Origin of the sequence: Marinobacterium weihaiense, assembly GCF_019061305.1 — a bacterium.
Lineage (GTDB): Bacteria > Pseudomonadota > Gammaproteobacteria > Pseudomonadales > Balneatricaceae > Marinobacterium > Marinobacterium weihaiense.
The window spans coordinates 1-13,583 of sequence record NZ_JAHQZT010000007.1; the positions used below are offsets into that span (position 1 = coordinate 1).

A 13,583-nucleotide genomic window follows, 5' to 3' on the forward strand; every position below is an offset into this window, starting at 1 on the left:
GCCGATGGTAGTGTGGGGCTTCCCCATGTGAGAGTAGGTCATCGCCAAGCATTTATTCAGTGAAAACCCCGGTCTCGTTGAGATCGGGGTTTTTGTGTTTGGGGCCGGGGCCCACGCTTGGCGTAGTAGAGTGCGTTCATTCAACTGTTTTGCCGATTCACCAGGCTTGGTGTTATATACTACCCAGCGACAACCTTGCGGCTATACATTGTCCATGATCAGGGAAAGGCGATCAGGCAGCAATAAGTGTGCTAACTCACGCTAACCGCCTGATCGCAAGCGCTAGTTATCACGCTTCAACGCGTGAAGTGGCTCTGGGTTACGGATACGGTGTGGACGAAAAAAGGTTCCGCGCTCTGCTTTCTCTGCTTGTTTTAGTGCAGACTCGGCTATAGATGCAGGTGAGGCCAGCCCCAGTGCTTGAAAGACGGCCTTTGTGTTTGCTGCCCGTGCCTCAAAGGCGTGTAAGGCAGCTAAAGTGTCGTTACCGAGACGTCCCTTAGACTCAAAGTACTTGAGTCGCGGGTAGCGCCCTGCCAGCACTACTCCCCAGTTAAGGGCGGGGTTCCACCATGAATTGACTTCACGCCCTTGGCCGCTCTGGTGCTGCTCTATCACGTCATTCAGTGCGCCGTTCAGTAGTTTCAGGTCGAAGTCGGTGCCCGGTACAGGGTCTTCACCATAGGCGTTAACGCCGGTTTTTGATGGGCCGGTGCGCGTATCACGATAGCGGGCGAGGGTCATCATATCGCTTGCCAGCACGGGTTCGTTCACCGGCAGGCGAACGGCATCAGGGTCGCCCATCAGCTGGCCCCAGGACATACGAATAAAGGTGTGCTGATCTTCCATGCCGGGGTGAGTGCACCTTAGGCCAATGGCATAGGCTTCTAGGTCTTCCTGCATAAACTGAAACCCGGTGTAACGCGCCCAGCGCACCACAAGAAATTCATGGGGGGCGGCACCGGGCAGATGAAAGTTCACCTCCTGCAGGTAGTTCAGCACTATTTGCACCTGTTCGTCCGACAGCTCAATATCTTCGTGCAGCGGATACATCCCTTCAAAGGTGTTGCGCACGGGCCTGGGCAGCGCGGCCATGTAAGCATCCAGCTCGGCCTGAGTCGTTGGGCGTGTTTTTTTCAGCGTCATAAAACTCTTTCCTTTTTTCACGAACGCTCAGATCAGCTGGTTGCGATCGAAGAAGTCGGTGTCTTCAAAGTAGCCACCGCGGCCCTCAAGAATAATGTCGTAGCGGTTGACCACCTCAATACGTTCCAGCCACTTCAGGCTGCGAAATCCGGTCGAGCTTTCCAGGCGTAGCCGCACCGGGGCGCCATTTTTGGCCGGGATCTCGCCCTCGTCGTTAAGCTCAAAGGCAATCAGCGTCTGAGGCATACGAGCCTCCACCATGGGGGTAGACTCGTAATAAGTTCCCCCCTCATACAGGGCATCGTCGCGGCCCATGTTCTGAAAGCTGGTGTATACCACGTCGGTGGCACCGGGCAGGGGCTTCACCAGATCCAGCAGGTCAGCCACGGCAATGCCGCGCCAGCGCCCGATGGAGCTGAAGCCCTGCACACAGTGGTGCAAGGTGGTTTGTGAGTGGCCTGCGGCGAGCTCGCGCAGCTCTGCAATGGTCAGCGTCATGGGGTGTTCAACGTAGCCGCCGATCTCAAGCACGTAGTCGTCCTCATAGCAGTTGGCCATCAGTGCCAGGTACTCGGGGGTTTCGGGTGGCCGTCCACTGCCACGGAAGTTGTGGGTGGCGTTATCAAGCCCCACGTCTTTACCGGTGATATTGGAGCGGTCGTAGTGCATGCGTGCGGGTAGTTTGTACAGCAGGTTGGACCACGGCCGCACAATCCGGTTATGCAGCTTTTCAACGGCACGACCGTCCGCCAGGGTCCAGCGCGTGACAACCACATGCAGAGCAATAACGAGAGCGAGGCCGAGGGTGAAAATGACGCCACCCAGCACTGGGTTGTTGGAGTGGCCCAGCACCATCTTTGAGGTCTCGTGCAGGTAGCCGTGAAGAAAGACCAGGGGCAGATGGACGGCGAAGAAGGCGACATAGCCAACCAGGCACAGAAAGTGCGTGCTGCGGATTACCTGGCGGCCACCGAGTAGTCGGGTGATGCGTGAAAAATGGTTGGCAATGGCCGGAGACTGAAAGGCGCCGGTCAGAATGACTAAAGGCGTCAGTATTAACACCACAAAACCGTAAGACAGTTGCTGCAGGGCATTAAACACCATGCCATCGGTGGGGTGGGGCATGGTGAAAGCGAGATAGGCCAGCATATCGTGCCCCGCCTGAGTGAAGGTGTCCCAGCTGGTGGGCACGTAGCGCCGCCACTGGCCGGTAACCAGCAGTAATATGAAGTAGATTATCCAGCAGGTTATAAAGCCGGTCACAGTGATGAAATGCCAGTAACGGCCCAGACCAAGCTGGCGTTGGCCGGGAAGCGAAATGCGGGGAGAGTAGTCACTGTCTTCGCCGCCCACCGTGTAGTACTTGTGCTTGGGCTCCTGCTGAACGGTAAACTTGGCCCAGGAGGTACCAGGCACTGTGTGCTGGGAACGGTAAAGCTTGGGGTAGGTAGCCAGAATTTCCAAGCCTGATCGAACCAGAAAGGAAATGAAGATGATGTTGAGGAAGTGCTCTATACGAAGCCACCACGGAAATCCGAGATCCATTGATAATCCCTTATCAGTCTAAAAAGTGTTGGTGGTCGGGAGCGGCGACTATCATGCCGCAACGTAGTGCCCAGGAAAGCACCAGGTAAGCGAGGGATGCCAGCAGCGTCAGGTTCCAGATGGCGGCGGAAACAACACTGGCCCCGTTCCAGACATAGGGCGCATTACCCAGCAGGCCGCCAAGGTAGATAAGCAGTGAAGAGAGCGCGATTGGCACGCCCCATTTCCAGATGCGGGCAGAGGTGAGTAAACCCACGGCAACGAACAGAGCAGCAGCCCCGCACACACTCCACAGCGCATGGGTCGCGTACAGAAAGGGCTCATGGTTGGATAAGGCAACAGATGCGGAAGCCCCGCCAATCACCGCGATTACCGCGATGATCAGTAGGCGGGTGGTGCGCGGCAGATTGATGCGAATATAGCGCCAAAACGGAGCGCGCTTTTTGCCAGGCTTAATGTGTTCAAGCACCGGCTGAGTCGCGTTTGGGGTGCCCCGAAAGTCTACGCCGGCGCGCAGCGCAGGGGAGTTTTCATCTTCCATTGCTATGTATTACCTCCATTTTGCAAAATCCCGCGTAAATCCTTGCCCAACCGGGCTGAGGTACAAACGTACGTTGCGTGGCAACGTTGACAATGCGTTAGAATCTGTATTGTGTAGTGGCCTACTAGTACCGGACAGTCAATTACGTTTTTCTTCTGCCACTGCCACTGCCACTGCCACTGCCACTGCCACTGCCACTGCCACTGCCACTGCCGGTGCAGTCCCTGACTGCATTGATACGGCCGCTGCCAATTGTACCGCTCCATGATATGGAAGCTAATGTCGAGCTGGGCTTTGATGGCTGTTATGTAACCTTTAAATGAAGTAAACGGGTTCTACTCCCCCTTACTGGAAATTCTTCTGAAAAGAGGCTGGACTTGTCCCGTTATGGTAGACAGCCTCAGCCTGTGATTTGACCCTAGTCTAGGGGTTGCCATGAGCACCCAGCGCTATACCCCGGAATATATAGATGAAGCCGTCTGGCAAGTACTGGAGCGAGGCTACAGCGTGAAGCCAATGTGGCGACAGCCAAGGCCTTTCAGGAGAGCGCTTCCCCATAAATGAAGAAGCAGCTTGCCTGAAACGTGCTGGCCCGGATTAAAAAGGAACACAGGTTTTCGCGTGAAGCGGCGATGTTTTTCGCTGAAGAGTCGCCCCCAGATATCAGGCCGTTCAACACTGTCGCAATCACTTCCGGATATAACCAATGTGCCGGTGCTTGAAGGTCTCAACCAGTGAATTTTACGCGTGGGTGTCCAACCCGGTAAAGCGCAGTCAGCGCCCGTTAAAGCGTATTTGCAAGATTTATGCGGGACATGATACAGAGTTATGAACAACTAGCCTTTGAACAGGATGCGATTTTTCGTCACAGGGGTTGTCACAAACAGAGCATAGGAAAGAACAACGAAAAAAGGCAGACCGGTAATTACCTGATCTGCCTCTTAAAATTTGGTAGCGGGGGCTGGATTTGAACCAACGACCTTCGGGTTATGAGCCCGACGAGCTACCAGACTGCTCCACCCCGCATCAACTTGATGACGTGTATATTAAGGATGTGAGGTACTAACGTCAAGCTTTTATTACGAATTTTTATTCCTGTGGCGAATTTGCTCGGCTTGGTACCAAGTAATGAACTCTGACAGCAGACGCTGTTCACGCGCCGGCAGCTCGCTGAAGTCGGCACACCATAGAGTTCCGCTCTTGCGAACCAGGCGCAGTGTGCAGTTGATTTGATGAATCTGCTTGCCCGTCCGGAACTTGAGGCGGGCCGGGTAATACTGCAGTGTAAACAGTGCTTCCGTAGTGAAGGCCATACCGGTGGCAGACAGGTTATCGACCTGTACGAGTTCACCGTTCACCTTTGCACGCAGGGGGGCGTCTGGCAGGATGCTCAGTCGAAAGGCGCGACGTCCGCTGTCGGCCATGTCGGGTAGGCGCAGTTTGGGTTTCATCAGTCCAAAGCCCGTTTTTCGAGTACAAATTCAATGCGCCGGTTGATGGCGCGGTTCTGGGGCGATGTATTCGGTACCAGTGGCAGCGACGAGCCGTAGCCGGTTGCTGTCAGTCGTCGCGGGTTGATGCCGGCATCAACCATGTAGCGCAGCACCGTGGTAGCACGCACGGCCGACAACTCCCAGTTGGAGGGGAACTGGGCGGTACTGATCGGAATATCATCCGTATGCCCCTGTATCTCTAATTTATAGTTCGGATTCTGCACCAGCGTGTCCAGCAGCCCGTCCAGCATGGGTAGCATGGCGCGATTGAAGGTGGCGTCACCCGAACCGAACAGCAGGCCACCCTTGACCCTCAGAGCCAGCTTGCCATCCTTGGGCGTACCGATTTCAATGGCGTCCTGCATCTTCATCTGCTCAAAGGCGTTTTCCAGATCATCGTTCAATTGCTGCCAGTCCAGTTGTACCGCGCGTGCCTGTAAATCCTGCGCCGATTCCTTGCGATCTTCACTGCAGCCCTGCTTCTGGGGGGACTGCAGGATGGCGTCGTTGATATCACTGGGCGTACTGGTAGGGGCATTGTGGTCCAGCGGCACGATGCTGTTGGGTGCACCGGAGACAGCACGTTGAAACGCTGACTGGAAAGAACGTACAGCATCTGCAAAACGTTCTCTTTCCAGGTTAGACATGGAGAACAGCAGCACGAAAAATACCAGCAGCAGCGTCATCAAATCGGCATAGGTCATCAGCCAGCCCGGGCTGCCGGATTCATCGGTCAACTCGCGGCGACGGCTGCTCATGAGCCGGCAGCCTTGTTGTCGCTGGGCTTGCCGCTCTTGCCGATCTGGATCGGTTTGCGCTGTGCTTCCGGCAGGTAGGAGGCCAGCTGCTCATAGACATGCATGTAGTGATCGTTGGTGAGGATGCTGATACAGCCTTCACGGATGATCTCCAGGTTTGTGACCTCTGTCAGCGTACGGGCATGCAGTTTGCCAGCGATGGGCAAAAACACCATGGTGGCCAGCAGCGAGCCGTAGAAGGTGGTCAGCAGGGCAACGGCCATTGCCGGTCCGATGCTATCCGGGTCTGATAGTTGGCTGAGCATCTGGATCAGGCCGATTAGCGTGCCCAGCATGCCGAATGCCGGGGCATAGGAAGCCATCTTTCGAAACACGTCTTGTACTGAATGATGACGGGCAATCAGCGAGTCGATTTCGTTCTGCAGGGTGTTGCGGATGACCTGCTCCGAGGCGGCCTCGGCCAGCAGGTTGCAGGCACGCTTGAGCACATGAGAGTCACTGTCCACATCACCCAGCTTGAGCAAGCCATGGCGATGCGAGACCCGGCTGAGTTCCAGCATGGTATCGATCATTTCCTGGGGATTAGTGTTGTCCCGGGTGAACACGATCCAGGCGGCTTTGAAGCCGTTGAGGACATCTTTGAAAGGCACGGTCAGCAAAGTGGCGGCGATGGTGCCGCCGGCCACGATCATCATGCCGGGAACGTTGAGGAAGACATCGGCATTGCCGCCCAGAAAAATAGCGCTGATGATCAGCGCCAGACCTGAGATAATGCCAAGAAGCGAAGCGAAATCCATGAAGTTGAATACCCCGTGACGGCCGGCGTGGAGGCTGGTGGAATCAGGGCTGAGTATAACAACAGTGAGACGATGACGTCAGACTACTTTATTGGCCTGCCGCAATGGAAACATCCGCAGTGGGTACAATCGATCCTGCCGGACCCGGAACAGGGTGACCTGGCCCAGTATGCGGCCAGCTTCAGCTCCGTTGAGGGCAATACCACTTTCTATGGCCTGCCGGCCGTGTCGACCGTGGCCCGCTGGCAGGCCGAGACTCCGCCGGGATTTCGGTTCTGTTTCAAGTTTCCCCAGAGCATCAGTCACCAGAGCGGGTTGCGTCATGTTGATGACGAGGTCACGGCACTGCTGACACGGCTGCAGCCGCTGGCCGAGCGGCTGGGACTGCTGTGTCTGCAGTTGCCATCGCGTTTTGGCCCCGAACATCTGCCCGAGCTGGCCCGTTTTCTGACAGCGCTGCCGGCCGGGGTGCGGTATGCGGTGGAAGTGCGTCATCTGGCCTTTTTTCAGCGCGGGGATGCCGAACAGCGTCTGAATGCGCTGCTGGCCGACGTGGGGGCAAATCGGATCAGTTTTGATACCCGGGCTCTGTTTGCTCATCCGCAGCCGGATCCGATCACCCAGGAAGCGCTGGCTCAAAAGCCGCGCCTGCCGTTACGGGTACTGGCAACGGCGGATGCGCCGATGCTGAGGTTCATCTCACCGCTGGATCTGCAGCAGGGGCAACGCTGGTTGGCGCCCTGGGTTGAGCAGGTGCTGCGCTGGATAGGCGAGGGCAAAACGCCCTTCGTCTTCATGCACACGCCCAGCAATGCGCAGGCGCCCGAGCTGGCACGCTGGTTTGCCAACGAGCTGCAGAAACGGCAGCCGCGCCTTGCGGCCGGATTCGAGGACTGGGCCGGTCGCCGCGTGGTGCGGCGCCAGCCGGGTCTGTTCTAACTCAGTGCAGCGCGTTGGGCTGCGCCAGAGTGAAGGCCGGGATCGGTGTTTCGAAGGGGGTGTCATCGGCAGCGGTCATGCGATAGGCGCCCTGCATGCTGCCCACTTCAGTCGCGAGAACGGTACCGCTGGTGTATTCGTAGGTCTGGCCGGGCTCGATCACCGGCTTTTCACCCACCACGCCTTCGCCTTCGACTTCCTGCACATGCTCGTTGCCGTCAGTGATCCGCCACTGGCGACTGAGAAGTTGTACGCTATCGGCATTATGGTTGGTAATGCTGATATGGTAGGAAAACACGAAGCGGTGCGCATCCGGCTCGGACTGGTCGGGCAGGTAGGCGGTCACAACATTGATCTCGATATTGCGGCTGTACTCGGTAGCATCCATCAGTTCGTGACTATCCTCAGTTCGGTTCGCAGGGGGTATCAGCGGCATCACTCAATGCGTCGCTGATGGCGACAAATTGGGCCAAGGTCAGGCGCTCGGGGCGCAGGCCGGGGTCGATGCCCAATGCCTCCAGCCGGTCGGCGCTGATCAGCGGCTTGAGATTGTTGCGCAGGGTCTTGCGGCGCTGCCCAAACGCGGTGCGGACGACATTCTGCAGCTGCTTGACGTCTTTGGCCGGGTACGGTGGCTGTGCGTAGGGCACCAGCCGCACGATGGCGGAGTCAACCTTGGGGGCAGGTGAGAATGCACCGGGCGGCACGATGAACAGCGGTTCAACGCGGCAGTAGTACTGCGCCATGATGCCCAGGCGGCCGTAGTGGTTGTCCCCTGGGCCGGCGGCCAGTCGATCCACCACTTCCTTCTGCAGCATGAAGTGCATGTCCTGAATCAGGCCGTTGAAGCTGAGCAGGTGAAAAATCAGCGGCGTGGAAATATTGTAGGGCAGGTTGCCGACGACACGCAGCGGGCGTTCATCCTGCTTCAGGGCCGTGAAGTCGAATTTCAGTGCGTCGGCTTCATGGATATTGAAGGTATCCGCATAGCGAAAAAACTGGGTACGCAGCACCGGAATGAGATCACGGTCCAGCTCGACAACATCCAGCTCACCCTGGCAGGCGTCCAGAAGCTCTTCGGTCAATGCGCCCAGACCCGGTCCGATCTCAACCATATGCTGGCCGTGCTGCGGGTTGATGGCACGAATAATGCGACCGATAACGCCCTGATCATGCAGGAAGTTCTGGCCAAAGCGCTTGCGGGCCTTGTGGCCGGCGGGTTTGTTACTCATCGAATCAATTACCTGATTGGTGGCGCGCCATGTCCAGCGCGAACTGCAGGGCGGTTTGCAGGCTGCCGACATCGGCCTGGCCGCTACCGGCCAGATCCAGTGCGGTGCCGTGATCAACCGAGGTGCGGATAATCGGCAGTCCCAGCGTAATGTTAGCGGCACGGCCAAAGCCCTTGTATTTGAGGACCGGCAACCCCTGGTCATGATACATGGCCAGCACGGCATCGGCATCACGCAAGTGGTGTTCGGTAAACAGGGTGTCGGCCGGTAGTGGGCCGATCAGATCGGCACCATTGGCACGAAACTCCTCCAGCACCGGTGTAATGGTATCGATCTCCTCGCGCCCCATGTGACCGCTTTCACCGGCATGGGGGTTAAGGCCGGCGACCAGCACGCGCGGGCGCCTGAGGCCAAAAGAACGCTGAAGGTCCTGTAGCAGCACGGCGATGATCTCGCGCAGCAATGGCTGGGTGATGGCGTCTGCCACATCGCGCAGGGGCAGGTGGGTGGTGGCCAGAGCGACCTTGAGCCCTTCGGTGGCCAGCATCATCACGACCTTGTGGCTGCCGGTCATGGCTTCGAGAAATTCGGTATGACCACTGAATGGGATGCCAGCATCGTTGATTACGCCCTTGTGTACTGGGGCCGTGACCAGCGCATCAAAGGTGCCGGCCTGGCACCCCAGCGTTGCCTCGCGCAGGGTGCCGAGTACATACGCGGCATTGGCCGAGTCCAGTTGGCCTGGCTCGCTGGGCGCGGTCAGAGTGACGTTCTGGCAGTACAGGCTGCCCGGTGGCGCCGGCTGAGCCGGATCGGTGGCATGGAAGGGCAGTACCCTGAGTGGCAGCCCCAGCCGGTCGGCGCGATCCTGCAGCAGTGTCGGATCGGCCACGGCGACCAGCTGGCAGGCGTGTGCCTGTTGAGCCAGCTGGACGCAGAGCTCAGGACCGATACCAGCCGGTTCACCGGGCGTGATGGCAATGCGTGGGCAGTTCACGATCAAATCTTGCGCTCTATGTAGGCCTGGGAACGGATCTCACGCAACCAGTTGCTCAGTTCTTCGGTAAACTTGCGTTGGCGAATGCTGCTGCGTGCCTGGGATTCAAGCATCTTTTCACCTAGATCCTGGGTGCGGTAGTCCTGCACTTGCAGAATGTGCCAGCCGAAACGGGATTCGAAAGGTTCACTGACCTGCCCCTTGGCGGTACTGTTCATGACCTGTTCAAATTCGGGCACCATCTGTCCATTCTGGGTCCAGCCAAGATCGCCGCCCTGGGAGCCGCTGGCTGCATCATCGCTGTAGCGACGCGCCAGGTCATCAAAGGGCTGACCTTCCAGCAGGCGTTGGTACAGAGTGTTGATCTCACGACGGGTCTGTTCCGGGCTGCGGATTTCGTTCGGGGTCAGCAGGATATGACGTACCTTGGTCTGTTCGACCAGCTGTACCTTGCCGCCACGCTTGTCTTCCACCAGCAGCAGGTGGAACCCGCCAGGGGTGCGGATCGGCTGACTGATCTCGCCTGGGGACAGGCGGCGGATGGCGTTGGCCAGAGCTTCCGGCAACTCGGACTCCCGACGCCAGCCCAGCTCACCGCCCTGAAGGGCATTCGGTGCGTTGGAAACCGCAATGGCCAGCTCGCTAAAGGGCTGGCCCTGTTCCAGCTGCTGGCGTGCGTCTGCAGCCTTGGCTTCGGCCTTGCGAATCATGTCTGGCGTGGCGTTTTCCGGCAGAGCAAAGAGGATATTGCGCAGGCGGTATTCGGCCTGGACCTGCTGCTGACCCAGTTCGGAATCAAGAAAGTTCTGCACTTCCTGATCCGAGACGCTGATGCGGCGGTTGACGCGACTCTGTTGTACCTGGGTCAGCAGAATTTCACGACGAATCTGTTCACGGGCCTGGGCATAATCCTGACCTTCGGCAACCAGGGCGTCGCGGAACTGGGCCAAGGTCATGTTATTCTGCGCCGCGATGCGATTCAGAGCCTCGTTCAGCTGGCGCTCGGATACACGCAGCCCTTGACGTTCGGCGATCTGCAGCTGGATACTTTCCAGAATCAGCCGATCCATGACCTGGTCGCGGAGCACATTTTCAGGGGGCAGGCGTGTACCCTCTCGGGCGGCGATCTGCTGGCGCACCAGCTCCAGGCGCTGCTCCAGCTCGCTTTCGAGCACAATATCCTCATTGACAACCGCAGCGATACGGTCGAGTACTTCAGCCTGCACGCTGGCCATCGGAGCCGTTAGCAGCAGTAACGTCAGCAGGGGCCGACGAAGTTTAGAAAGCGCCATTGTCATCCTCATCATATCCGGTGATTTCTCCCAGGTATTCGCGTCCCTCGCCCTGGCCGAATGCACCCAGGCCACGCAGAACAAACTGCAGGAAAATACCGCTGTCGGTTTCAAACTCTTCTACGCTGCCGACAGTGTCAGGGTCGATAACCCAGCTACGACCGGTCAGGCGGACCTTCCAGCAGCAGCTGGCATATTCAAGGCCCAAGAGGGTTTCCAGGTTTTCATTGTTGTCCAAGTCTTGCTGCCAGCGGCCGTAGCCGGTCCAGCTGTTGCTCAAGGGCCAACGGAAAGCCAGATCCAGCTGCTGGTTGCCGTCCAGTGCATCCTTCTCAACGTCATCACGGTAGCTCATGTACAGCAGGCGCTTGTCACCCGGCGTGTAGCTGAGCTTGTAGTTGTGCTCGAGAAACTCGTAGCTGTCGCGGTCCAGTTCGCCGTTGTGGGTCAGGCGCAGATTACGGGTAAAGTTCCAGTTAGCCAATGTGGCAAGATTGGAGCTGCTTTCAGTCCCCCCGCTCAGGCTATCACCCGGCCGGCCGGCATGTTCGCGGTCGGCCAGATAGTGCGCTTGTGCCGCCCCCAGGCGAAGTTTTTCGATGCCCTGGGCAGAGTAGATGGCACTGGACAGGCCCAGAGTGGCCTGTCGAGTATCGGCCACGCGGTCGCTACCGCTCCAGCCGGTCTCGTGGAACAGGTTGTAGTAGGTGAAGTCCAGCTGAGAGGAGTCAAAGCGCGGAATATCCGCCTGGTCATCGGCATCCACGTCGGCATGCAGCAGAAACAGGCGTGGCTCCAGCGTCTGGGTGTACTCACCATCGGCCAGTGCGAAATCACGCTCCAGCGTCAGTCCCGAGTCCAGGCTGAGAATGCCGGCACTGATAGAATGGCTACCGTTGAGGTGCGCATGACGATCATTTTCAAGATCGTAAGACGAATGCCACAGTGTTGCCGCCGGGCGGAGATACCCCCAAGGGGCGTCCAGGTTCAGGCTCATGCGCGGGCGCAGGTGCACTCGGCTGCCTTCAGTACGGTCCAGGCCGGTCAGGTTACGACCGTATTTACCGTCAAGGTCGCGCTGGAATTGGACATATTCAGCCTGATAGTCCGCATACAGGCGATTGCCGGTTACATGTTGCCCGCTCAACAGAACCTGAGGCAGCTTTTCATAGGGCGCAGTGCCCCCGATGGTCTGGTAGCTTTGGGTGCGCAGCGTGAGACTGGCCCCTGGCATCAGGTAGCGCAGGTCGAACAACTGGTCTAGATGGTCATCCCGTTGAATCGCGAGGCTGGTCCCCAGGTCCTCGAAGTAATCATCGTCGCTGACACGGGTAAAGTTGACGTGACTGTACATGTTGCTGACGGGCTGGCCGCTGTGCTCGAATCCGATCAACCAGCGGTCATCGCCATGGCGGCGGTCACTGCCCAGCCAGGAATTGCTGAGTCTGTTGCTGGACCAGTGGTTCAGGTAGCGGAACTCGTTTTCCAGCATCAAGCCGCGTTCGCCGATATGACGCAGCGTCAGCGTATCGTCGTAGTTGTCGGCCAGGTTGAAGTAATACGGAATGGCAACATCGAGGCCGTCACTTTTGGAGTAACCGATGCTGGGATACAAAAAACCCGACTGACGACGATCATCGATCGGGAATGACAGGTAGGGCGTGTAGAGCACCGGAACGCCAGCAACATCTAGGGTCGCGTGGCGGGCGGTACCGCGGCCGGTTTCCGGGTCGAGTTCGATTCGGTCGGCGGCGATCTGCCAGGCGTTACTGTCAGGCTCACAGTAGGTTACGGCGCCTTCGTCAAGCCGGATGCGCCGATCACCGAAACGGGTGATCTGTTCGGCCTGGCCGCGCATGTGCTCCTGGTGCAGCACATATTGGGCATTGTAAAAACGCGTATCGCCACTGAGCATGTTGGCATCGGCCTGCTCACTCAGTAGCAGCAGGCCGGGCTCTCGGTACTTGATCTGTCCATACAGGCGCGCGTTGTTGCTGCTCTGGTCGTATTCGCCGCGGGTACTGGTAATCAGGCGGCCTCCGCGCTGAATCTGAATACCGCCTTCGAGTTCCGTGATGCCGCCGATAATGCTGGATGAGTTCAGGGCCTGAATGTAGACCGGCTGTTGATTGAGAGGACGGTCATCATCGATGTAATCGAAATTCGGTTCGATGTAACGCCCGCGGCAGGCGCCGGGGGCATCGCCCGGTGTATAAGCATACCAGTCCAGTGCGGCGGCTGCCGCCGGTGTCAATGGCCGGGATGCAGTGGTTGTACTCGCAACGGCCGGTGTGCGGCTTGCCACCTGTTTACACTCCCAGTCATGATCACCGGCTTGACACTCCCACTCGGGCTGTCCTTTGGTGCTGGCGGGACGAGTGGCCATTCGGGTCACGTGGGAGGTTGCAGGCGTCGAGTCAGACCGATTGCAGGCCCGGTTTGTTCCAGCCGTTTCACAGGACCTGCTGACTGTAGCGTCGGCTGGGCGTGTCTGCAAAGGGAGTGGAGAAGGAGCCTCTTTCGTGGCTCGTGCCTGCGTCGGCCATTGGACTGGCGGCGATGTATGCTGGGAAGCCGGGCGTGAATGCCTGTCGGATGACGACGATGGCGGCACGGTATCAGAGCGGCGTGAAGCAGGAGGGTTTTCAGGTGCCCCTGGTTCAGATGGTACCGGGCGAGCAGTATCTTTCAGGCGGTTGCTGCCCTCTTCAGAGAGGGGCTGCTGCTGGAGCAACTGTTCGTCGACTTCACAGTCCCATTCGCCGGAGGGGGTGAGATTGCAGCTCCACAAGCGCTCGGCGCTTTCCTGTGCCTGCAGTGTCTGAGCACTGATGGCGGCGGCT

General features: G+C 58.3%; 12 protein-coding genes and 1 tRNA gene. 1 reads left to right on the forward strand and 12 read right to left on the reverse strand.

The features are described 5' to 3' along the window. Positions 1 to 282: 282 nt before the first annotated feature. The 7 genes from KTN04_RS06755 to KTN04_RS06785 form a co-directional block, all read right to left on the reverse strand. A complete protein-coding gene (locus KTN04_RS06755) occupies positions 283 to 1,146 on the reverse strand; it encodes a hypothetical protein (protein WP_254262423.1) in 864 nt (287 codons plus the stop codon). A 27-nt stretch (positions 1,147 to 1,173) separates the two neighbouring features. Next, entirely contained in the window at positions 1,174 to 2,691 is a 1,518-nt protein-coding gene (locus KTN04_RS06760; RefSeq protein WP_217334462.1) for a molybdopterin-dependent oxidoreductase, read from the reverse strand. 13 nt (positions 2,692 to 2,704) lie between these two features. After that, positions 2,705 to 3,232: a hypothetical protein gene (locus KTN04_RS06765; RefSeq protein WP_217334463.1), complete on the reverse strand. Its 528-nt coding sequence runs from the start codon at positions 3,230 to 3,232 to the stop codon at positions 2,705 to 2,707. 949 nt (positions 3,233 to 4,181) lie between these two features. After that, positions 4,182 to 4,258: transfer RNA gene (locus KTN04_RS06770), tRNA-Met, on the reverse strand. A 53-nt stretch (positions 4,259 to 4,311) separates the two neighbouring features. Then, positions 4,312 to 4,683 (reverse strand): PilZ domain-containing protein, encoded by a 372-nt coding sequence (locus KTN04_RS06775; RefSeq protein WP_217334464.1) that lies wholly within the window; start codon positions 4,681 to 4,683, stop codon positions 4,312 to 4,314. Beyond that, positions 4,683 to 5,483 carry an OmpA/MotB family protein gene (locus KTN04_RS06780; protein ID WP_217334465.1) on the reverse strand — a complete coding sequence of 267 codons (801 nt, stop codon included), beginning with the start codon at positions 5,481 to 5,483 and terminating at the stop codon, positions 4,683 to 4,685. The genes KTN04_RS06775 and KTN04_RS06780 overlap by 1 nt, the downstream gene beginning before the upstream one ends. Then, a complete protein-coding gene (locus KTN04_RS06785) occupies positions 5,480 to 6,280 on the reverse strand; it encodes a motility protein A (protein ID WP_217334466.1) in 801 nt (266 codons plus the stop codon). The genes KTN04_RS06780 and KTN04_RS06785 overlap by 4 nt, the downstream gene beginning before the upstream one ends. A gap of 72 nt (positions 6,281 to 6,352) precedes the next feature. Here KTN04_RS06785 and KTN04_RS06790 point away from each other — a divergent pair, with 72 nt between their 5' ends. Next, complete coding sequence (locus KTN04_RS06790; protein WP_217334467.1) at positions 6,353 to 7,219, forward strand: DUF72 domain-containing protein; 867 nt, start codon at positions 6,353 to 6,355, stop codon at positions 7,217 to 7,219. A 1-nt stretch (position 7,220) separates the two neighbouring features. Here KTN04_RS06790 and apaG read toward each other — a convergent pair whose 3' ends face one another. Genes apaG through KTN04_RS06815 form a run of 5 tightly spaced genes read right to left on the reverse strand, consistent with a single transcriptional unit; the run spans position 7,221 to position 13,126 of the window. Further along, a complete protein-coding gene (gene apaG, locus KTN04_RS06795) occupies positions 7,221 to 7,607 on the reverse strand; it encodes a Co2+/Mg2+ efflux protein ApaG (RefSeq protein WP_217334468.1) in 387 nt (128 codons plus the stop codon). Between the two features lie 16 nt (positions 7,608 to 7,623). Next, positions 7,624 to 8,451 (reverse strand): 16S rRNA (adenine(1518)-N(6)/adenine(1519)-N(6))-dimethyltransferase RsmA, encoded by an 828-nt coding sequence (gene rsmA, locus KTN04_RS06800; RefSeq protein ID WP_217334469.1) that lies wholly within the window; start codon positions 8,449 to 8,451, stop codon positions 7,624 to 7,626. A gap of 4 nt (positions 8,452 to 8,455) precedes the next feature. Further along, a complete protein-coding gene (gene pdxA, locus KTN04_RS06805; RefSeq protein ID WP_217334470.1) occupies positions 8,456 to 9,448 on the reverse strand; it encodes a 4-hydroxythreonine-4-phosphate dehydrogenase PdxA in 993 nt (330 codons plus the stop codon). 2 nt (positions 9,449 to 9,450) lie between these two features. Beyond that, a complete protein-coding gene (locus tag KTN04_RS06810; RefSeq protein WP_217334471.1) occupies positions 9,451 to 10,740 on the reverse strand; it encodes a peptidylprolyl isomerase in 1,290 nt (429 codons plus the stop codon). Next, positions 10,727 to 13,126: an LPS-assembly protein LptD gene (locus tag KTN04_RS06815; RefSeq protein ID WP_217334472.1), complete on the reverse strand. Its 2,400-nt coding sequence runs from the start codon at positions 13,124 to 13,126 to the stop codon at positions 10,727 to 10,729. The genes KTN04_RS06810 and KTN04_RS06815 overlap by 14 nt, the downstream gene beginning before the upstream one ends. Between the last annotated feature and the right edge of the window lie 457 nt (positions 13,127 to 13,583).